Below are 17,894 nucleotides of genomic sequence, written 5' to 3'. Positions count from 1 at the left end.
TGGCTTGCTTCGTGCTGTCCGCGCTGAGAGCTTCCTCCGCAGCTAGAACTCACTTCAGGGTTAGTTGCGGTGCGCGCTCACGGTCGGCCACCCTTGCCATAACCTAGCCTGGGGCAAGGGCGGACAGACGCCTCCCAAGCACAGGTGAATGGGAGGGACGCTGATGGAGCCTGAACTCGTCCACGCGGAGGACGCTCTCGATGATGCAACCCGTGCGTCATTGACCGGCACACATGCCGCGCTTGCTCTACGCCGCGGTCGCGCAGTGCGGTTCCTTCCAGACGTGTCTCCGTTCGCAGCCGTACCGAAAGACGTCACCGACGAAGACTGGGACAACCTACGGGCACTGGCCCGCACCAGTCCCGTGGTCCTCATGGACGGCTCACCGGGCGTCGAAACTGTCGCAAGCAACCAGATTGTCGGCCTGCAAATGGTTGCCGGCCCCCTCTTCGGCAGGCGCCAACGTGCAGCCCACAAACCTTCCAATTCGTTCGAGATCGTGCGACTCGGGCCCAACGACGCCGATGACATGCTCGCGCTAGCCAACCGAACCCGCCCGGGGCCGTTCGCTCGACGAACTGGGGAACTCGGCGTTTACTTCGGAGCCCGTCATGACGGGACACTCGTCGCTATGGCCGGCGAACGACTCCGACCACAAGGCTGGTCGGAGATCAGCGGCGTGTGCACGGACGAAGCCTTCCGCGGCCGAGGCTTGGCGCGTCGATTGATGTCCCACGTGGCGGACTCCGCCCTCGACCGCGGTGCGCGGCCCTTCCTGCACGTCGTGGCAGCCAACACCGGCGCGATCCGGCTCTACGAATCGATGGGGTACGTGCGACGACGTACCGCGATCCTCAGCATCGTCGGTTCACCGTTCAGTTGACAAGCGGCCGGCACAACAACCCGCCGAAGCGGCAAAACAAGTCGGATGTACGCCCCCGTTGTGAGTGAGGCAGTAGTAGACCGATCCGTGTCAGCCCCGCCAGCGTGCGCCACGACAGCGTTTCGCCGCAGGCACCCGCTGGCGTGGGTGCCTATAACACCTAGGTCGTAGCGCAGCGCTCAAGCGGCTCTGGTGAACCTCCGAAGGACCAACGCACCCACTATTGCCGCGCAGACGCACGCTCCTGCCCCCACGCTCAAACCAGTCCGGGCGCCGCCATCCTGGATGAGTAGCCCGAGCAGTGTCGCCCCAATTGGGGTGCTCCCGGTGAACGCCGTTGTCCACAGCGCAGTCAGCCTCCCCCGCATCTGCGGCGGGGCATTGAGCTGGATCGTGGAATTGCCAGTTGTTAGGAAGGCGATGCTGCAAGCACCTGTGACCGCCATGGCAGCGATGGCCGCAGCGAGATCGGGACTCAACGCGACCCACGCCATCGCTCCCGCATAGACGATTGCGACGATGATGAGATTACGCAAGCCGCGGATCGGGTGGCGAACGAGGACGACACCCGTGATCACCGCGCCTCCTCCGAATGCTGCTGTCAGCCACCCGTACGCTGCCGCGGGCGCGTCGAGTGAGCTTGCCGTGAAGACGGGGATGGTGACTTCGAACTCATAGGTGAACGTCCCAACGAATGCCATCATCAAGAGAGGCCCGATCAGATCAGCGTCACTGAGGGCGTAGCGAAGTCCCTCCCGCATCTGGCTGCGTGAACGCCGGACGCTCCGGGCAGGATGAAGCTGGTCGGAACGCAGCGAGAGCAGGCCGACGACCACGAGCAGGAAGCTCGCCGCATTAACCGTGAAGCACCACCCCACTCCGACAGTGCTGACGAGAACTGCAGCGACGACGGGTCCGATCGCACGTCCGACGTTCGCGAAAATACTGTTCAAGGTCACTGCGCTACGAAGAAGATCCGCCCCAACCAATTCTGGGATGAGCGCCATGCGTGCCGGATTATCAAGCGCGGTGAGCACACCGAACGCGAGTGCAGCGGCCACGATCTGCCATACGGCGATTGTGTGCAGCAGCACCGATACTCCGACGGCAAGCGAGACCGCAGCGAGGAGGATCTGCGTTGCCATCAGTGTTCGACGTTTGTCGTGGCGGTCGACAATCAGCCCCGCGTACGGGGTGAACAGCAGCACGGGTAAGAAGCGCGCGGCGGTGGTCACTCCTAGGACGAGCGGTGATCTCGTGAGCGACAGGACCAGAACGGCCTGTGCGATCGTCTCCGTCCACGAGCCCACCAAGCTCAGCGCCTGCCCGCTGGTGAATCGGCGGTAGTTGGGGACACGGAAGGCTGCCATCGCCCCGGGGCCGTCGCGATCGATCCTGGCTGTAGTCACGAACAGTTCCCTCCGCCGAAAGCGCCTGAGGCTGGTCGGCGCTGCTGACTCTGCAAAGCGCGCGGACCGCGAGAAGTGGCCACCCGCCACGCCGTGAAGTCGAGCAAACGCCGACGAGGTGAGATTTAGCTTGCTTAACGCGTGCTCTCCTGAGCGTTCGCACCATCATTCATCTCGCGCGCCCGCCAAGAGCCCAGGAGCATCAGCGCTGGGACTCGACACCGCTGACTGCCGCCCCGCAAGCGCGATGCCATCGCGGCATGTGCGAGGGCAGAGCCGCTGGACGCAGCGGCAACTGAGCATGCGCCAGGACCCGGGACCATGCGTCACGCCGAAGCTTGCTCCCTTCGCCGGCACATCGGGAGGGCCCGTGACGACATGTGCGCTGTCCGAGCATGAACTTCGATCTACTTCAGGAACCCCCGTCTTGGCTTGCCTGAGGCGAGTAGAGGTGCATGATTCAGATCATCTGATCTAGGAAGGTTTGTCATGACCACGCACTCCCATCACCCACGCACTGAAATCACCGCAGCCCTGCTCTGGTTCCTGAGCCTGCTGTGGTTCCTCGCGCAGTTCGCCGCGCAAGCTGCGTGGCGAACTCCGTACTCGTTGGCCCACAACTACGTCAGCGATCTCGGCGCAACGGCCTGCGGCCATTTCCCCGCGGGGTCGGCGATGTACGTCTGCTCGCCGCTGCACGCGGTCATGAACTTCTCGTTCGTGACCTGGGGGGCGGTGTGGGCGATCGGCTCGGTGCTGTTCGCGATCGGCCCTTCCCTGCGCCGAAGCACTCGGGCGGCGTACCTTCTCGTCGGTCTCGGCGGCGTTGGGACCGCGCTTGTCGGTGTAGTCCCGGAGAACGTCAACTTCACTGTGCACAGCCTCGCGGCGGCGCTGCAGACGTTTGCGATGACGGCGGGGCTGGCGATTCTCGGAGTCAAGGCGCTCCGCCAGGGGCGTCACACAGTGGGGGTGTTGACCCTTGGCGTCGCGTTTGCTGCAATCGTCGGGATCGTTGCGACAGCATTCGCGGAAGACAGCGGCGCGTTCATCGGAGTTCCCCTCGGTATCTGGGAGCGGATCTCTCTCTGGCCATTGCCGATCTGGCTGGCGGCAACCGGTGTCGGGCGGCTCGTCGCCCTCGTCACGGCCGCAACTGCGCCAGCGCCGCTGACGACGGCGGTTCGCGTCTCCGTGTCTCCGTCCGGACGCTGAGAGGCGGTCCCAATGCCAAGGACAGTGGATCGGCAGCAGCGCCGAGCCGAGATCAGCACCGCGACGTGGCGCGTAATCGCGCGGGGCGGCCTGGAATCCGTCACGTTGCGTTCGGTGGCGGCTGAAGCCGACATCTCGCTCGGAGTTCTCGCGCACTACTTCAGCAGCAAGGAAGATCTGATTCGTGATGCTCACCGCGCAGCGTATGACCGGGCACTAGAGCGGGTCATCCGTCACACGCGCGGGATGAGCGGTCTCGTGGCTCTCCGCACCGCGCTTCTCGAAGCGCTTCCCCTCGATGAGGAGCGTGTTCTCGAGGCGAAGGTGGACCTCGCGTTCATCGGAGTCATCGCGACGAATTCCAGCCTTCGGCGAACACGAGCGGAATCGGCAGCGACCCTGCGCCGCCTCATCCTGGGGTGCCTCTCCGAAGCAAGATCCCGAGGTGAGCTTCGACGAGGCACTCGGGACGAACTCGTGGCCGACGATTGTGCAGCACTGATCGATGGCGGTTCGGTTCTCGGCGTGCTCGAGCAGAACCATCCGGACGTGATCGGGCGGCTCACTGCCCTCGTAGACGGGCTGATCCGCCGCATCGAACAGGACCGAACGTGAAGCGCGGGCGCGTGGCCGCCGCGGGACTAGCCGTCGCTGTAGTGATCGCGGTCGCTGGCTGTGCCAGTCCCAGCAACCGGCTGCCTTCAACGCCGACCTCCGGGCAAGCCCAGCACGCTGAGACACACGCCAACGGGTGCACAACGAGCGCTTCAGCTCCGGAGAGCACCAGCGTTCTGCACCTCGTTGTCGGCCACCGTGATCGCACATACCGACTTTCGGCACCGAAGGTGACGACGCGTCCGGCCCCGTTGATCGTCGCCTTCCATGGCCGCGGTCAGAACGGCGCGGAACTCCAGCGCTACTCGGGTTTGTCGGGTCTCGCCGCGTGGGTCGCCTACCCCGACGGCGTCGAGAACGACGGCCAGCGCGCGTGGGAGGGCGCGCCATACGCGAGTGACGCGAACGACATCTCGTTCACGCAGCAGCTGATCAGCGCGGTCGAGCAACGTGCATGTATTGACACACGACGTATCGACGCGGTGGGCATCAGCAACGGAGGGGGGTTCGTAGCACTCCTGGCATGCCGCGACCCGTCCATGTTCGGAGCCTTCGCCATGGTCGACGGCGCCTTCTATTCGGGAACAGACTCAGGGTGTACCCGCGCACCGGCATCAATCCTCGAGTTCCACGGCACCGCCGACCCAGTCATTCACTACAACGGTGGATCGGGAGCAGGCGGCGCCTACCCTCCCATCACAACCTGGCTTCGCGGATGGGCAGCCACGGACCGCTGCCAGACAAGCTCGACGCGACACATCACGTCCTCGGTGACGCGACTCACCTGGTCGGATTGCGCCGAACGAACCACAGTCGTTCACTACCGGATCAACGCCGGCGGTCACACGTGGCCCGGAGCGCACGCGCACAGCGGCCCCGGGCCAACTAACGACTCCATCTCTGCGACCGCACTCATCTGGAAGTTCTTTCGGGACCACTCAGACCCGCGAACGCGGGTTGCTTTACGCAAGTAAACACGCGACTATTGGGTAGCAATCCGGCTCCAGCCGTCCCGAGACGGATTGCACCTCACCGCCCCAGGTCGAGCGGCTGGTGAGAACGGCCCGAACTCGGTCCCCCCATCGAGTTCGGGCCATCTTCGCGTTCGGACAGTGACGACGCCGACATCAGCCCCTCAGCACCTCGCAGTGAAGGTCACCTCAGATCAGCAAACTCAAATCAACACTTGATCACGGCATGAGGCGATACGACGTGATCAACACACAGGCATCTTCATGGACGAGAACTGATACTCAGAAGAAAGCTATCAGTCATGTTCCTAATGCTTCCCTCGTGTCCAAAGGCGCGCGGGGCTCGGCGAGGGAAAGTTCTTCTTCGGACGATGGCGACGCACCGTCGAAGTTTGTGCCACCGTGAGAGGACAACTGCTTGTCAAGGAGCCGCGCATGGCACAGAAAGTCACCACCTAACTCGTCGACGATTTGGCGGGCGATATCATCGAAGGTAGTAAGGGGCGTACCGTCCAATTCGCTTTTGACGGAAATAGCTACGAGATCGACCTTACCGATGGCAACGCATCTCTCTTGTTCCGGCTACGCTGTTGTGGATCGAGAACATGGGGGACGAGATGATCACCTTTACTGATTTCCTGCCAGTGCCTGACCCATCGCGGACGAAGGTGAAGTTCAACATGCGGGCCGGAGTTGGAGGTTCGGCTGCGTGGGACCTCTTGCTGGATGACGAGGAGGGCTGGCTCGACCTCAACCGGTACCGCGATCGTGGGCCCAGCAACACCTATGGCGACGCAAGATACGTCCTCAGTTTCGCGCAGCTTCCCTCGCATGGTCCGCAGTACTTCGTGTTCGGCGGCTTCTACGGAGTGACCGCGCTGGAGCCGGCCGTCTATGACGGGACGGGCTACGCGCTACGCCCATTGCCGCAATACGCGGAGTACATCAAGCGGCTTGTGATCCGCCTTGCGAAGCCGATTGGCCGAGACGTCTATCTGAGGCGGTACGAGTCGCTGCAGGACGGTCCGCTGAACCCGGAAGTGTTCGAGCTCTCGCCCCAAGTGAAGCTCGGCGGTTTCCCCGGGTACCAGTACGTGCTCCTCTCGCATGCCAGCATGCAGCGCATCATCGCCTACGGAGAGCCGAGCTGGCGGGAGGCGCTGTCGAGCGTGAAGGGTGTCTACGTCATCACCGACACCGCGACGGGCAAGCTCTACATCGGGTCGGCGTCAGCGGAAAGCGACGGCCTATGGGGGCGGTGGTCTGCCTACGCGAACGTTCGGAACCTGACCGGCGGCAACAAGGAGTTCGAAGCGCTTCGACAGACGCTTGGCGACGATTACATCGTCGCGAACTTCCAATACACGATCCTGGAAGTGTTCGACCCGAAGACCCGGCCGGAACTGGTGGTGCAGCGGGAGAAGTTCTGGAAGAACGCGCTTGCGAGTCGTCGCCATGGGATGAACCACAACTGACTATCCTCGTCCTCGCGCAGCTGCGCCTTGACCGGCTCAGGCAACGCCGACGCGACGACGATCGACCCGCGCAAGTTCTCGCGAGGACTTCAGCAGCCCGGCGCAGTGAGCCTGCGCAATCGCCCGTGGCTGTGTATCGGTCGCAGCGGACGGCACGGACGAGATCAGTGGCTCCATCCAGCGAACGCCGGAGCCGCGCACGGCTCGTCTGATGACGGCTGCCTGCTCGTCGATGCGCCACTGCTGGAGCCGTCGCATCGTGTGTGAGTGGTGGCCGCTGTCGACCAGGGTGGAAATGCGGAGCGTCATCTTCCTCGGTCCCGTGGTGAGCGGCATGGCGCAGACCGCGTCGATTCGCCGTTGCAGCATCGGCGGCCGCGGGTGATGCAGGACTAGGAAGTGAACGATGATGCTGCGCACCGCCACGTGCGGGGAGTTGTCGATTCCGCCGTCAGCGCGCCACCGCATCACGACCGAGCCCGAACGTGAAGCATCGGGGTATGCTCTTTTTTATGAGCGCTCGCGAGCTGCGCGGAGCGAGCCAGGAGTTCTGGCACGTTCAGACGCTGCCCTGCGTCACCTGGCCGACAGCGGTGACGATGCCTGCGGGTGCCATCCTGACAGTCCGAGAGGATCTGCACTGGCTCACGCTCACGGCCCAGAGCCGGAACGCGTCGGCCCAGTTGATCGTCGATCTTCGAACCTGGGAGCAGGTCTCCCACGTCCACGGTGATCTCGCTGAGCGCGCGCAGCTCGCCGTCGGCCTAGAGGCGCTGGTCACGGACCGGGCTCTGCACGACCGGAGCCGTGGCATCGCTGTTGAACCGCTGCCTCGGATGATCGCGTCCGATCCGACCACGTGGTCCGCGATGCAGGTTCTCGCAGCGGCGACCGCTGCACGATGGTCACTGCCGGAAGCCCTCGGCGGAACGCCGGAGGAAATCACTCGTGTGAACGGCGCATTCCTGACCGTCGTCTGGGGGCTTTAATGGCTGGTCCGCCTCGGCCACAGCTCGGCATCAAGGCCGGCTTCCAGCCGTGCAATGGTTGCAAGGTCCGGCCAGGCTTTGCCAGCCAAGATGGTAAGCAGCGTCACGTTGCCCATGCCGACGTCAGCAGCCACGGAACGAACACTTCGCCCGCCCATAGCGTCACGAACATTGACCACGAACTGGCGGGCAACCTCCGCGAGCGGATCGTCGGCAGGCACGTCTGGCCACGGTTGCCCGGCGAGTTCAGCCGGCGATTGCCGCATCGGACGTCCCATACCGCCAGCGTATTCGGCGGCGCGAGCGCGCACGCCCAATCCCCCCTTCGCCACGCCACATCTGCACACTTCGTCGAACGGCCCCTGCGATGAACAGCAAGCCACCTACGTATCGCCCGCAGCTTCCCGCGGAGGACTGGGCCGCCATCGAAGACTATGTGCATGGCGTCATCGACCGCGTCGAGCCGCTCGTGACATATTCAGCGAAGGAGCTGTACCCAGCGGTCACACGGCTGGTGCACTTCACCCGCTCGTCGTACGCCCCAGTTGAAGATCGCGTCGTTTTCGACCCCATCCACATCGGTCGATTTGTGAACCACCACCTGGCGACCTACAACCGGGCAAGCCGCAACACCATCCGAGCGCGACTACGCCGTGTCTCCGAGGCCCTGCTCGGCGAGGAAGCAGCCGGCCAGTTCAAAGCGCTCGGGAAAGCTGAAGCATCACGGCCGTACACGCCGGCTGAGCTCGCAGTGCTCGATGCATGGGCCTGGCAGCAGCGAACCCTGGAACGGCGCACCTCAGCCGGAGCGCTCCTCGCACTCGGACTCGGAGCGGGGCTCACCGGCGCGGAGATCATCGCGGCGCGGAGCGCCGATGTCAACGACCTCGGACCGTCCATCACGGTCAGGGGCACCTCAGGTCGCGTTGTGCCGGTGATACCGGACTGGGCTCACCGCATTCAGGCGCGACGGAACTTACTCGCGGGCGACGGGTGGATGTTCCGCACCCAGCAACGTGGCAGCAACATCAACCTCATCACCGATTTCGTCTCGCACAGCGGTCCCGCCGTGCAACTACAGGCGCGCCGCATGCGAGCAACCTGGCTCAAGCATCACCTCGAGACCGGCACTCCGCTGAAAGGCTTGCTGCGCATCGCCGGGCTCCAGTCCGCGGAGGCGCTGGACCGGGTACTGCCCTTCGTCGAAGAGTGAACGGAATCGGTGCGCCCCACAAGTACCTCGAGCGCGCCATGCCTGGCGGTCCGGTGGGACACGAGGTTGTCCCACCCGGCGCCTCAAGCAGGACCGACTTTCGACCATGCTAATCACCCACACGACACGCCCGGGATGACATACCCTCAAACGATCCCTGATCTGGGATTTCATGCTTCTGATCCCGGCTGATCGCCGGTACCGCGCATACGACAGGCATGACCGCCGATCGCAAGCACCACGACACCCGCACTTCCGCAGCGCTGCATTCTGTAGCACACTCTGCTCTAAGAAACGAGCACGACACGCGGGTGCGGGAGGCTCTGATGCGCTATCGCCCAGTGCACGTCGCGCCCACGGATTGGCGAGCTGTGCAGCAGTTCGTCGTCGACGCGGTCCTCACATACGGTCCCGCCAACGCTCGCGTCGGCGTCGAACTGGTCTCGACCGTCGGGCAATACGTGCTTTGGGCGACCAACGAACAGCATGCACCGCTGGACAGGGACGACCTGTTCTACCCGTCGATGATGAACCGCTTCATCCGAAGCCACACCGGGGCGGAAAGCACTCGCACGATGATGCGTTCCCGGCTCTACCGTGTCGCGAACGCCGTCGCCGGGGTCGAACGGCATCGCGGCGGGGTCGGGGGCCGTCCCACGATGCACCTCGCCCCCTATTCACGTCGGGAGCTCGCCGAATTGGAGTCCTGGGCGCGCACCGTACGGAACGGTCAGAAGCGGCGCGCAGCCCACATTGCCCTCGCTTTCGCCGGCGGCGCCGGACTGACCACCGGTGAGCTCCTCAACCTTCGCGGGGCGGACGTCCTCCTGACAGCGGACGGCATCTCCGTCCGCGTCGCCAGTGACCTCAGCCGACGCACGGTCCCGGTCCGGGCAGACTGGACGCACTACCTCGACGAGTACGTCCACGGGTTCCCCGACGACGAACTTTTGTTGTACCCGACCAACACCGGCAGAGGCCGCCCCACCGCATTCAGAACCGTCTACATGGGCGGACATCCCGCACCGAACCTCCAGCGGCTCCGCGACTCGTGGCTGATGGACATCATCAGCCGGTTTCCTCTCCCCGTGGTTCTGGCGGTCGCCGGGGGCGGTCTCAGTTCGTTGCAGCGCTACCTCGACGCAGTGTCCCTCGACGACGTCGGCGAGTACGAGACGGCGCTCCGCACACCGCCTGGAGGCCCCTCCACCCGCACATCCGAAACGAACACGTCACCTGGCCGCTGGCGCACCGACACCACGCTGTCGGCCATCAACAGCGCAGGTGACCTCCGATGAGCACCTACGAATCCGGGAACGCTTGGGACGCGCAGGTCGCAGCGAGCCTGCCGCCGCAGCGGCGCGTGCCTACCGGTGACTCGGTCACAGACCGGGAAGTGCAGGCTGGCGCTGGCGCGCAGTCCCTCATCGATGCGGACCTGGTCCTGACCTGGCTCAGCCGGGTACACATGTCCAAGGTCGTAACGCGCATCCAGGGATGGCGGGCCGAGGACCGTGCCGCCTCCGGGGCCGCCCCCGGGGGACGCAAAGCACACATCGACGACACCGTCATCCTCGTCATCGCCCTCATCCTCGTCATCGAAAACTCCACAGTCCGCGTCCGCGACATGGGCCGCGTGCTTGAAGCGCGTCTCACCCCAGAAGCACGCGAAGTACTCGGTATCAGCCACCTCTACGACGGCAAGTACCGCGACTGGTACTTCTTGGCGTTCCGCGCCTTGCACCGGCTCATCGACACGTTTGATGGGTGGAACCGGAAGCGCTGGGCGTCGATGACGTACGCCGAGCGCACCGAGTGGGAGAAGAACCTCGACCTGGACCACGTCGACAAGATGCGTGCCCGCGGCGAGTGGTTCACCAATGCGCTCATCGAGATGACGCTCATGCAGCAGTCTCGGAAGTGGCGTCGGAAGCGGACCGCGCTCTCCGTTGACCAGACGACCATGCGGGCCGGCAGCCAGCAGTCCCGTTGGGCTCGCGACCGCTATACCAAGCAAGAACTGCCGATGCAGAACGAGTACACCGGCAAGGAAGTCGACAAGCCGGTCCTCGAACTGGAAGCAGACCTCTTCCCTCGGAAGAAGAGCCGCAAGAACCGCGACCCCGCAGCAGAAGGAGGCACCATCAAAGCCTCCGACTGGGAGATGGTGTTCATGGCGAACATCATCATCGACGTCCGGGAAGACCCCGACGCGGACAAGGAAGGCGCTCCGCCGCAGCTCATCCGCGCCGCGAGCCTCGGCACCCCGAACAAGCGCACCGGCGAGCACACCATCGCCCTCGTCGACTCACTCCTCGACCGTGGATACGACATCACCCGGCTCGTCTTCGACCGTGGTTACAGCCAGCTCACAACAGAGAACTTCCACCAGCCCCTCGCCGACCGCAACATCGACGTCGTCAAGGACTACAAGGGCGGCAAGCACGGCTCGCAACTCGGCATCAGCAACGGCGTCGGCGGCGCCCCGTTCGCTGACGACCGTTTCTTCTGCGCCGGCACACCGAAGCATCTTCTCGAGACCGGGAAGAACTTCGACGACGGCACCATCACCGAAGAACAGCACCGGAAAGAGCTCCTCCAGCGCGAAGACTACGAGCTGCACCTGCACGACCGCGCGAAAGACGGTTCGAAGATGCGGTTCGCCTGCCCCGCGCTCGGACCGTCACCGACGGTCGACTGCCCGCTACGGGAACTGCACTTCAAAGCGAAGCCGTCCGAAGAAGCCGACCGGCCCCAAATCTACGAGCGGGACATGCCGCAACTCGCGGACGAGAACCGGGTCTGCTGCCAGAACACCATCACGGTGAAGGCGAGCGACAACGTCAAGAACCGGCAGAAGCTTCGCTGGCACAGCAAGGAGTGGTGGCGCACGTACCGTGTCGGCCGGAACGCCATGGAGAGCCTCAACGACACCGTCAAAGACGACATCGAGCTCGACAAGTCCTCCCACCGCCCCATGCGTGGCATGGCCGCGCAGCAGTTCGCCTTCGCGCTGCTCATGGTCGCCACGAACATGAAACGCATCATCGAGTTCGAGCACCAGCTCTACATCCTCGACAAGCGCACCCAAGAAGGACGACCACCACAGCGCCGTAAGCAGAAGCACGAACTCCTGCAGCGACGACGTGACCGGCTCGGCCGCTCCAACTACAAGGCCAACCCTGACCCCGTGAAGCTCGTCCCCCTGCAGCGCACGTAAACCGGCCCGCCGTTCCCGAACTCAACAAACACCACCAGCACCCCGGACGCATCACCGCGCCCAGAAACGCTCCATGAGCGTCCAGGGTGCTTCAGCGCGCCCGAAAACTCGAGCGCGGAGCCCTCCGGCGGCAACACATGACCCAGACCGCCCCTCCGATGTCCCCGATCGTTCGCCAGAAGACCCTCAGAACAAGAAGAACCCCCGGCCGGAGCCGGGGGTTCTTCTTTTGGGCCGAGTTTCGCAAACCGTTGAGGTCAGAAACACAAACGGCCCGTTGGCGGTACCGGTGGGATTTGAACCCACGGTGGAGTTGCCCCCACACATGTTTTCGAGACATGATCCTTCGGCCGCTCGGACACGGTACCGGGAGACAGTTTACACGATCCGAGAGGCGCCTCGCACCACAGCCGTCCGACCGACGTTCCCCAGGCGGCCGTCCCGAGCCCTTTCATCCACACCTCAGCGGCACGTGACCTGGCGCCGATGAAGCCCGCGTAACCTCCCTCGCATGAGATCCCGCACGCTCATCGCACTCCTCTCGTCGATCATCGGTGGCCTGTCGGTCCTGGGTGGCGCGGCGGTCGGTGCGCGCGCCGGCGTCCGGGGTCAGCGTGCCGCCGCACGACGGGTGGTAGACATGCTCCCCGTGCACGCCGACTGGTGGCGTGAGCGCTTGCAACACGAGGGGCAGATCACCTACCTCGCGATCGGCGACTCGGCCGCGCAGGGCGTCGGAGCGACGGAGCCCCATCGCGGGTACGTCGGACTGCTCGCGCGGCGCATCCGACACCGCTCCCGCACGTCGGTGCGGGTGGTGAACCTCAGCGTGTCGGGCGCGACGACGTGGGGCGCCCGGAAGGAGCAGCTGCCGAAGCTCCGGAACTACTCCCCCGACATCTGCACCGTGTCGATCGGGGCGAACGACATCGCCGACTTCCATCCGGACAAGTTCGAGCGCAACATCCGTGAGATCTACGCGGCGGTGCCGTCGCACGCCATCGTCGCTGAGCTGCCGTGCATGTTCGTGCCGGACCGGGAGCGCAAGGTCGCCGTCGCGAACGAGATCGTGCACCGCGTGGCCGATGAGTACGGGCTGACGGTGGCGCCGCTGCACACGATCACGAAACGGGTCGGCCTCCGACGAACGTTCTTCAACAGCTACGGGGACCTGTTCCACCCGAACGACCGGGGGTACGAGATCTGGGCGAGTGCCTTCGAGCCGGCGATCGACGCCCGGGTGGACGTCGTCGAGGCGATACGGCACTACCTGTCCGCGCGCGAGGCGGAGGACCTCGGTGCCGGTGCTGCGGCGGTCGCCACAGCACGCGCCGAGCAGGACACCGGCGGCGCCGAGGCGCTCGATCACCTGGACCGTCCTGGGCGGATCGACCGTCTGCGCCAGAGAATGACCGGCTCCGTCACGCTGCCCGAGGCACTCGCCGCTCCCGACCGAACCGACCCCGAGCCCGGCCCAGACCCGGACACCGATACCGCCCCCAACACCGACCCCGACGTTGCCGACCACAGTCACGGAGACCGCGAACCAGCCGAGCGCGACCGCGACGGCGATGTCGGCGGCACGGCCTAGCCTGACGTCCATGGCACGCCCCCAGTCCCTCTACCGCTGCACCGAGTGCGGTTGGACCACCATCAAGTGGGTGGGTCGCTGCGGCGAGTGCCAGTCCTGGGGCACCGTGGAAGACTCGTCCGCCGCGTCGGCCAGCACGCGCGGGACAGCGCCGGTCGCCGTCGCCGGCACCCGCGTCGCCCGCCCGATCACCGAGGCCCGCGGCACAGCGGTCCGACGCTGGCAGACCGGCATCGGCGAGTTCGACCGCGTGCTCGGCGGCGGTGTCGTCCCGGGGGCCGCCGTACTGCTGTCCGGCGAACCCGGGGTGGGCAAGTCGACGTTGTTGCTCGAGGTCGCGTCCCGTGCGGCTGCATCCGGCAAGCGGGTCCTGTACGTCAGCGCTGAAGAGTCCGTCGACCAGGTCCGGCTCCGCGCCGAGCGCACCGGCGCCATGCACGACGACCTCTACCTGGCGAGCGAGGTCGACCTCGGCGTCATCCTCGGGCAGATCGACCAGGTGCAGCCCGACCTCCTCATCGCCGACTCCGTGCAGACGATCTCGTCGAGTTCCGTCGACGGCATCGCGGGCGGCACGTCCCAGGTGCGCGAGGTCGCGTCGACCCTCATCCGTGTCGCGAAGGACCGGGCGCTCCCGGTGCTCATCGTCGGACACGTGACGAAGGACGGCACGATCGCCGGCCCCCGGTTGCTCGAGCACCTGGTCGACGTCGTGTGCCACTTCGAGGGGGACCGCCAGACGGCGCTCCGGTTCGTCCGGGCGCTGAAGAACCGCTTCGGTCCGACGGACGAGGTCGGGTGCTTCGACATGGCCGGCGACGGCATCCACGAAGTCCCCGATCCGAGCGGCCTGTTCATGTCGAAGAACGGCGCTCCGGTGTCGGGCACTTGCGTGACGGTGGCGCTCGAGGGGCGGCGTGCGCTCCCGGTCGAGGTGCAGGCGCTCGTCGTCCCGAGTTCAGCGCCGCAGCCGCGCCGGGTCGTCAACGGAGTCGATTCGTCACGGGTGGCCATGCTGCTCGCGGTGCTCGAACGGCGCGCGGGCCTGAAGTTGTCCGACGCCGACGTGTACGTCTCGACGGTCGGTGGCATGAAGCTGACCGAGCCCGGCGCGGACCTCGCGATCGCGCTCGCACTCGCGAGTGCCGCCCGCGACCGCCCCTACCCGCACACGTTGGCGGCGGTGGGCGAGATCAGCCTCGCGGGCGAGATCCGGCCGGCGACGGGCGCGAAGCAGCGGGCGAGCGAGGCAGCCCGGCTCGGCTTCACGACGGTGCTCGGGGCCGATGCGGAGCACCTCCGCGAAGCCCTCCGCGTCGCCTTCTCGCTCGCGGCCGACGAGCGCGAGCGGGAACTCGACCGCGCCTTCTGACGCGGGATGCAGCGGGTCAGGACCCGAGGCCGACCGGTCGGGTCCGGCGATCAGGCGCGCAGTGCGGCGAGCAGGTCCTCCGGCGTCGCCTGCATGGTGTGCGGACCGGCGATGTCGAAGAACACGCCCTCGAGCGAATCGAGGTGCGCGGCGAGGAACTCCTCGAGCCGGGGACCGTCGTAGACCATGACCTGGCGGATCTTCTCGTCGGGCACCATCGCCGTGTAGGCGTCCGCCGACGAGAACAGCAGCAGGATGCGCTTGTCCGTGCCTTCCCGCCCGAACACCCGCACCTGCATGTCCTTCTTGCCGGTGACGAGCCGCGGGACGATCACGATGTCGTTGCGCAGCGCGAACGCCACCGCCGCGACGTCCTGCTTCGCGAGGGCTTCCTCGAGCTGCTCGCTCCGGAAGCGCTGTTCCTTGTCTGCCATCGCCCCTAGTCCACCAGATTCACGGCCGTTCGGCGACTTCGGCACTTCCCTTGTCGCCGTGACGCGCTAGATTGGTACCAACCGCTCCGGCGGGAGTCCATCGTTCTTCCGGTGCCCAGCACCTCGAGCGCCATCGGTCACTGGCCTTCTCCGGCCGCCTGGCCCCGAACCCGTTCCGCCGGTCCATGCCCGCGGGACGCATCGATCTGACGACATCCGTTGCTGGATCGGCGGCAGCGAATGCCGCTTCGCAAGGCAGTCGACAGCACTCGTCGACTGGCAAGAAAGTTAAGGAACGCCATCATGGCAACTGGAACCGTCAAGTGGTTCAACAACGAAAAGGGCTTCGGCTTCATCGCGCCGGACGACGGCAGCGCTGACGTCTTCGCCCACTTCTCGGCGATCGGTGGCAGCGGCTACAAGTCGCTCGAGGAGAACCAGAAGGTGGAGTTCGAGATCACCGAGGGCCGCAAGGGCCCGCAGGCGGAGAACATCACCGTCATCGGCTGATCTCCCGCAGCTCGAACGGGCCCGTCGTCCTCTGGACGGCGGGCCCGTTCTGCATCCCACCGACGACACAAGCCGGCACCGCACGACCCGACGAAGCCCGGCAGCCCGGCAGCCCGACACGCTCACTCGAGGATGAACTGCACCGAGTCCTTCGACTGAATGTTCCCCACGGCGACCTGCAGGTGGTAGCTCGCTCCCCCTCCGGTCACCGACGGCCGCGACGAGTCGCACGTCGACGTCGACGAACGCGTCCGGTCCCACGCGATCGCCGGCGTGGTGAGGGTCTGCCCGGCCTTGATCGTGACGTCCTGGTTCGTCCCGCCGGTCTGGCAGTCCTTCGAGGACCAGTACTGCTCCTGGCCGGAGCTGATCGTGAGGACCTGCTGCGACGAGCCGAGGTCCATGTGGCACGAGTTCGCGCCGGTGTTCTTGATGGACATCGCGATCTTCGGGTCCTCGGTGGGCCCGTAGGAGGTCTTGTCGATGACCGGTGTCAGCTGGATCTGACCCTTCGCGCACGTGGATCCGTCGGCGGCCGTGGACGACGCGGACGCCGTCGACGAGGGCGACGGGGTCGACGATGCCCGGGATCCGCCAGCGGCAGACCCGCCAGCACCTGCCCCCGCAGCACCAGACGAGCCAGCAGTGGACGACGACGCCGACGCCGAGGGCGACGCGCCCGCCCCCTTCGGGTCCGCCGACGCCCCGCCGCGACCGACGACGATCAGCACGATGACGACGACGATGAGCAACAGCACCCCGATGACGGTCGCACGCCGCCGCCAGTAGACACTCGGCTTCTCGGGGCCGACGGGGTGACGGAACGACGACATGCGCACAGGGTAGACAACGGCGGTCGCACGACGAGGGAACCCCGCCGCACGCCTGGCGAAAGCGTCAGAGGATCTTCAGCATGCGGGTGTTGCCGAGCGTGTTCGGCTTCACCCGGGCGAGGTCGAGGAACTCCGCGACGCCTTCGTCGGACGAGCGGACGAGTTCGGCGTACACCTCGGGCGAGACGACGCTCTCGCCGATCTCGAGGTAGCCGTGCTTGGCGAAGAACTCGACCTCGAACGTCAGGCAGAAGATCCGCGCGACGCCGAGCGCTCGGGCGTCGTGCTCGAGCGCTTCGAGCATGCGGTGCCCGACCCGCTTGTGGATCCAGTCGGCGTCGAGCGCGAGGGTCCGGACCTCGGCGATGTCGTCCCAGAACACGGCGAGGGCGCCGCAGCCGATCGGGACGCCGTCGGGGCCTTCGGCGATCCGGAACTGCTGGATCGAGCCGTAGAGCGCGACGTTCTCCTTGCCGAGCAGGATGCGGCGGTCGACGTACGGCGCGATGAGTCGCTGGATGTGCGGGACGTCCGAGGCGCGAGCGGGGCGCACGAGGATGCCGTGCTCGTCCCGTTCGTGGAACGCGTGCTTCCCGTGCTCAGTCATCCTCATCACCCTAGTGCGCCCGGGGGACACCGCCCTGGACGGCACCCAGGCGCATCCGCCTACCGTCCGGTGCATGCCTCAGATCATCGAAACCGTCGACGTCAACGTCCCCGTCCGCCAGGCCTACGACCAGTGGACCCGATTCGAGGAGTTCCCGCAGTTCCTCGACGAGGTCGAGAAGATCGTCCAGGTGGACGACAAGACCACCGACTGGACCGTCAAGGTCGCCGGTCAGGAGCGCGACTTCCGCGCCGTCATCACGGAGCAGCACCCCGACGAGCGGGTCGCCTGGGCCGTCAAGGACGGCGAGACCGAGCACGCCGGTGTCGTCACCTTCCACAAGCTGTCCGACACCGAGACGCGCGTCACCGCGCAGATCGACTGGGAGCCGACCGGGCTCCTCGAGAAGCTCGGCTCCGCGGTCGGCGTCGGTGGCCACGCCGTCAAGAAGGACCTGCAGAACTTCAAGGAGCGCGTCGAGAACGCGCCCACCGAGCCCGGCTGGCGCGGAGACGTCCAGGCCTGAGTCGCGACCACGGAACGGACGGGAGGCGCGG

At 65.9% G+C, this 17,894-nt stretch carries 20 protein-coding genes and 1 tRNA gene; 14 read left to right on the top strand and 7 right to left on the bottom strand.

Translation table 11 applies throughout. The features are described 5' to 3' along the window. Positions 1-163: 163 nt before the first annotated feature. On the top strand, positions 164-883 hold the full coding sequence (locus ACTJKO_RS00230; RefSeq protein WP_440684459.1) for a GNAT family N-acetyltransferase: 720 nt from the start codon (positions 164-166) through the stop codon (positions 881-883). 179 nt (positions 884-1,062) lie between these two features. Here ACTJKO_RS00230 and ACTJKO_RS00225 read toward each other — a convergent pair whose 3' ends face one another. Beyond that, positions 1,063-2,292: an MFS transporter gene (locus tag ACTJKO_RS00225; RefSeq protein ID WP_440684457.1), complete on the bottom strand. Its 1,230-nt coding sequence runs from the start codon at positions 2,290-2,292 to the stop codon at positions 1,063-1,065. A 489-nt stretch (positions 2,293-2,781) separates the two neighbouring features. Here ACTJKO_RS00225 and ACTJKO_RS00220 point away from each other — a divergent pair, with 489 nt between their 5' ends. The 5 genes from ACTJKO_RS00220 (at position 2,782) to ACTJKO_RS00200 (ending at position 6,568) form a co-directional block, all read left to right on the top strand. Continuing rightward, complete coding sequence (locus tag ACTJKO_RS00220) at positions 2,782-3,507, top strand: DUF998 domain-containing protein (RefSeq protein ID WP_440684455.1); 726 nt, start codon at positions 2,782-2,784, stop codon at positions 3,505-3,507. Positions 3,508-3,519: 12 nt separating this feature from the next. Beyond that, positions 3,520-4,122: a TetR/AcrR family transcriptional regulator gene (locus tag ACTJKO_RS00215; protein WP_440684453.1), complete on the top strand. Its 603-nt coding sequence runs from the start codon at positions 3,520-3,522 to the stop codon at positions 4,120-4,122. After that, the gene (locus ACTJKO_RS00210; RefSeq protein ID WP_440684451.1) at positions 4,119-5,096 is read left to right on the top strand and encodes an alpha/beta hydrolase family esterase; all 978 of its coding nucleotides are present in this window, start codon (positions 4,119-4,121) and stop codon (positions 5,094-5,096) included. Before ACTJKO_RS00215 ends, ACTJKO_RS00210 begins: the two co-directional genes overlap by 4 nt. Positions 5,097-5,564: 468 nt before the next feature. After that, on the top strand, positions 5,565-5,714 hold the full coding sequence (locus tag ACTJKO_RS00205; RefSeq protein ID WP_440684449.1) for an Lsr2 dimerization domain-containing protein: 150 nt from the start codon (positions 5,565-5,567) through the stop codon (positions 5,712-5,714). Next, entirely contained in the window at positions 5,699-6,568 is an 870-nt protein-coding gene (locus ACTJKO_RS00200; RefSeq protein WP_440684447.1) for a GIY-YIG nuclease family protein, read from the top strand. Before ACTJKO_RS00205 ends, ACTJKO_RS00200 begins: the two co-directional genes overlap by 16 nt. A gap of 36 nt (positions 6,569-6,604) precedes the next feature. Here the strand turns inward: ACTJKO_RS00200 and ACTJKO_RS00195 are convergent, their stop codons facing one another. Further along, positions 6,605-6,988, bottom strand: coding sequence for a hypothetical protein (locus ACTJKO_RS00195; RefSeq protein WP_440684445.1), 384 nt, complete (start codon positions 6,986-6,988; stop codon positions 6,605-6,607). A 92-nt stretch (positions 6,989-7,080) separates the two neighbouring features. Between ACTJKO_RS00195 and ACTJKO_RS00190 the strand changes: the two genes are divergently transcribed. Then, positions 7,081-7,557 (top strand): hypothetical protein, encoded by a 477-nt coding sequence (locus tag ACTJKO_RS00190; RefSeq protein WP_440684443.1) that lies wholly within the window; start codon positions 7,081-7,083, stop codon positions 7,555-7,557. Here the strand turns inward: ACTJKO_RS00190 and ACTJKO_RS00185 are convergent. Then, positions 7,554-7,835, bottom strand: a complete 282-nt coding sequence (locus tag ACTJKO_RS00185; RefSeq protein ID WP_440684441.1) for a hypothetical protein — start codon at positions 7,833-7,835, stop codon at positions 7,554-7,556. The genes ACTJKO_RS00190 and ACTJKO_RS00185 overlap by 4 nt on opposite strands. A gap of 89 nt (positions 7,836-7,924) precedes the next feature. On the opposite strand from ACTJKO_RS00185, the gene ACTJKO_RS00180 reads away from it, so the two are divergent. The 3 genes from ACTJKO_RS00180 to ACTJKO_RS00170 all read left to right on the top strand — a co-directional run bounded on the left by ACTJKO_RS00180 (position 7,925) and on the right by ACTJKO_RS00170 (position 11,990). Then, entirely contained in the window at positions 7,925-8,770 is an 846-nt protein-coding gene (locus tag ACTJKO_RS00180) for a hypothetical protein (protein ID WP_440684440.1), read from the top strand. Between the two features lie 371 nt (positions 8,771-9,141). After that, a complete protein-coding gene (locus ACTJKO_RS00175) occupies positions 9,142-10,068 on the top strand; it encodes a hypothetical protein (RefSeq protein ID WP_440684438.1) in 927 nt (308 codons plus the stop codon). Further along, on the top strand, positions 10,065-11,990 hold the full coding sequence (locus ACTJKO_RS00170) for a hypothetical protein (protein ID WP_440684436.1): 1,926 nt from the start codon (positions 10,065-10,067) through the stop codon (positions 11,988-11,990). The genes ACTJKO_RS00175 and ACTJKO_RS00170 overlap by 4 nt, the downstream gene beginning before the upstream one ends. A 278-nt stretch (positions 11,991-12,268) precedes the next feature. On the opposite strand, the gene ACTJKO_RS00165 is transcribed toward ACTJKO_RS00170, so the two are convergent. Then, positions 12,269-12,358 (bottom strand) — tRNA-Ser (locus ACTJKO_RS00165). 143 nt (positions 12,359-12,501) lie between these two features. Between ACTJKO_RS00165 and ACTJKO_RS00160 the strand changes: the two genes are divergently transcribed. Both ACTJKO_RS00160 and radA read left to right on the top strand, forming a co-directional pair. Further along, complete coding sequence (locus ACTJKO_RS00160; protein ID WP_440684434.1) at positions 12,502-13,581, top strand: SGNH/GDSL hydrolase family protein; 1,080 nt, start codon at positions 12,502-12,504, stop codon at positions 13,579-13,581. Positions 13,582-13,591: 10 nt separating this feature from the next. Continuing rightward, a complete protein-coding gene (gene radA / locus ACTJKO_RS00155; RefSeq protein WP_440684432.1) occupies positions 13,592-14,953 on the top strand; it encodes a DNA repair protein RadA in 1,362 nt (453 codons plus the stop codon). 50 nt (positions 14,954-15,003) lie between these two features. On the opposite strand, the gene ACTJKO_RS00150 is transcribed toward radA, so the two are convergent. Continuing rightward, the gene (locus tag ACTJKO_RS00150) at positions 15,004-15,387 is read right to left on the bottom strand and encodes an SseB family protein (protein ID WP_440684430.1); all 384 of its coding nucleotides are present in this window, start codon (positions 15,385-15,387) and stop codon (positions 15,004-15,006) included. A 303-nt stretch (positions 15,388-15,690) separates the two neighbouring features. Here ACTJKO_RS00150 and ACTJKO_RS00145 point away from each other — a divergent pair, with 303 nt between their 5' ends. Then, positions 15,691-15,897, top strand: coding sequence for a cold-shock protein (locus tag ACTJKO_RS00145; RefSeq protein ID WP_213141932.1), 207 nt, complete (start codon positions 15,691-15,693; stop codon positions 15,895-15,897). A gap of 122 nt (positions 15,898-16,019) precedes the next feature. Here ACTJKO_RS00145 and ACTJKO_RS00140 read toward each other — a convergent pair whose 3' ends face one another. Both ACTJKO_RS00140 and ACTJKO_RS00135 read right to left on the bottom strand, forming a co-directional pair. After that, positions 16,020-16,730, bottom strand: coding sequence for a hypothetical protein (locus tag ACTJKO_RS00140; RefSeq protein WP_440684427.1), 711 nt, complete (start codon positions 16,728-16,730; stop codon positions 16,020-16,022). A 64-nt stretch (positions 16,731-16,794) separates the two neighbouring features. Further along, positions 16,795-17,337 (bottom strand): amino-acid N-acetyltransferase, encoded by a 543-nt coding sequence (locus tag ACTJKO_RS00135; protein WP_440684425.1) that lies wholly within the window; start codon positions 17,335-17,337, stop codon positions 16,795-16,797. Between the two features lie 73 nt (positions 17,338-17,410). On the opposite strand from ACTJKO_RS00135, the gene ACTJKO_RS00130 reads away from it, so the two are divergent. Beyond that, positions 17,411-17,863, top strand: coding sequence for an SRPBCC family protein (locus ACTJKO_RS00130; RefSeq protein WP_440684423.1), 453 nt, complete (start codon positions 17,411-17,413; stop codon positions 17,861-17,863). Positions 17,864-17,894 lie beyond the last annotated feature (31 nt).

Source organism: Curtobacterium sp. 22159, assembly GCF_052045775.1.
Taxonomy (GTDB): domain Bacteria; phylum Actinomycetota; class Actinomycetes; order Actinomycetales; family Microbacteriaceae; genus Curtobacterium.
Note: the sequence above shows the minus strand (reverse complement) of the source record. Positions and strands in the feature narration are given on the sequence as shown.

Coding starts and splice junctions, on each gene's coding strand:
- ACTJKO_RS00230 (WP_440684459.1), top strand. CDS start 164: ATGGAGCCTGAACTCGTCCACGCGGAGGACGCTCTCGATGATGCAACC.
- ACTJKO_RS00220 (WP_440684455.1), top strand. CDS start 2,782: ATGACCACGCACTCCCATCACCCACGCACTGAAATCACCGCAGCCCTG.
- ACTJKO_RS00215 (WP_440684453.1), top strand. CDS start 3,520: ATGCCAAGGACAGTGGATCGGCAGCAGCGCCGAGCCGAGATCAGCACC.
- ACTJKO_RS00200 (WP_440684447.1), top strand. CDS start 5,699: ATGGGGGACGAGATGATCACCTTTACTGATTTCCTGCCAGTGCCTGAC.
- ACTJKO_RS00190 (WP_440684443.1), top strand. CDS start 7,081: ATGAGCGCTCGCGAGCTGCGCGGAGCGAGCCAGGAGTTCTGGCACGTT.
- ACTJKO_RS00185 (WP_440684441.1), bottom strand. CDS start 7,835: ATGGGACGTCCGATGCGGCAATCGCCGGCTGAACTCGCCGGGCAACCG.
- ACTJKO_RS00180 (WP_440684440.1), top strand. CDS start 7,925: ATGAACAGCAAGCCACCTACGTATCGCCCGCAGCTTCCCGCGGAGGAC.
- ACTJKO_RS00170 (WP_440684436.1), top strand. CDS start 10,065: ATGAGCACCTACGAATCCGGGAACGCTTGGGACGCGCAGGTCGCAGCG.
- ACTJKO_RS00160 (WP_440684434.1), top strand. CDS start 12,502: ATGAGATCCCGCACGCTCATCGCACTCCTCTCGTCGATCATCGGTGGC.
- radA (WP_440684432.1), top strand. CDS start 13,592: ATGGCACGCCCCCAGTCCCTCTACCGCTGCACCGAGTGCGGTTGGACC.
- ACTJKO_RS00150 (WP_440684430.1), bottom strand. CDS start 15,387: ATGGCAGACAAGGAACAGCGCTTCCGGAGCGAGCAGCTCGAGGAAGCC.
- ACTJKO_RS00145 (WP_213141932.1), top strand. CDS start 15,691: ATGGCAACTGGAACCGTCAAGTGGTTCAACAACGAAAAGGGCTTCGGC.
- ACTJKO_RS00140 (WP_440684427.1), bottom strand. CDS start 16,730: ATGTCGTCGTTCCGTCACCCCGTCGGCCCCGAGAAGCCGAGTGTCTAC.
- ACTJKO_RS00135 (WP_440684425.1), bottom strand. CDS start 17,337: ATGACTGAGCACGGGAAGCACGCGTTCCACGAACGGGACGAGCACGGC.
- ACTJKO_RS00130 (WP_440684423.1), top strand. CDS start 17,411: ATGCCTCAGATCATCGAAACCGTCGACGTCAACGTCCCCGTCCGCCAG.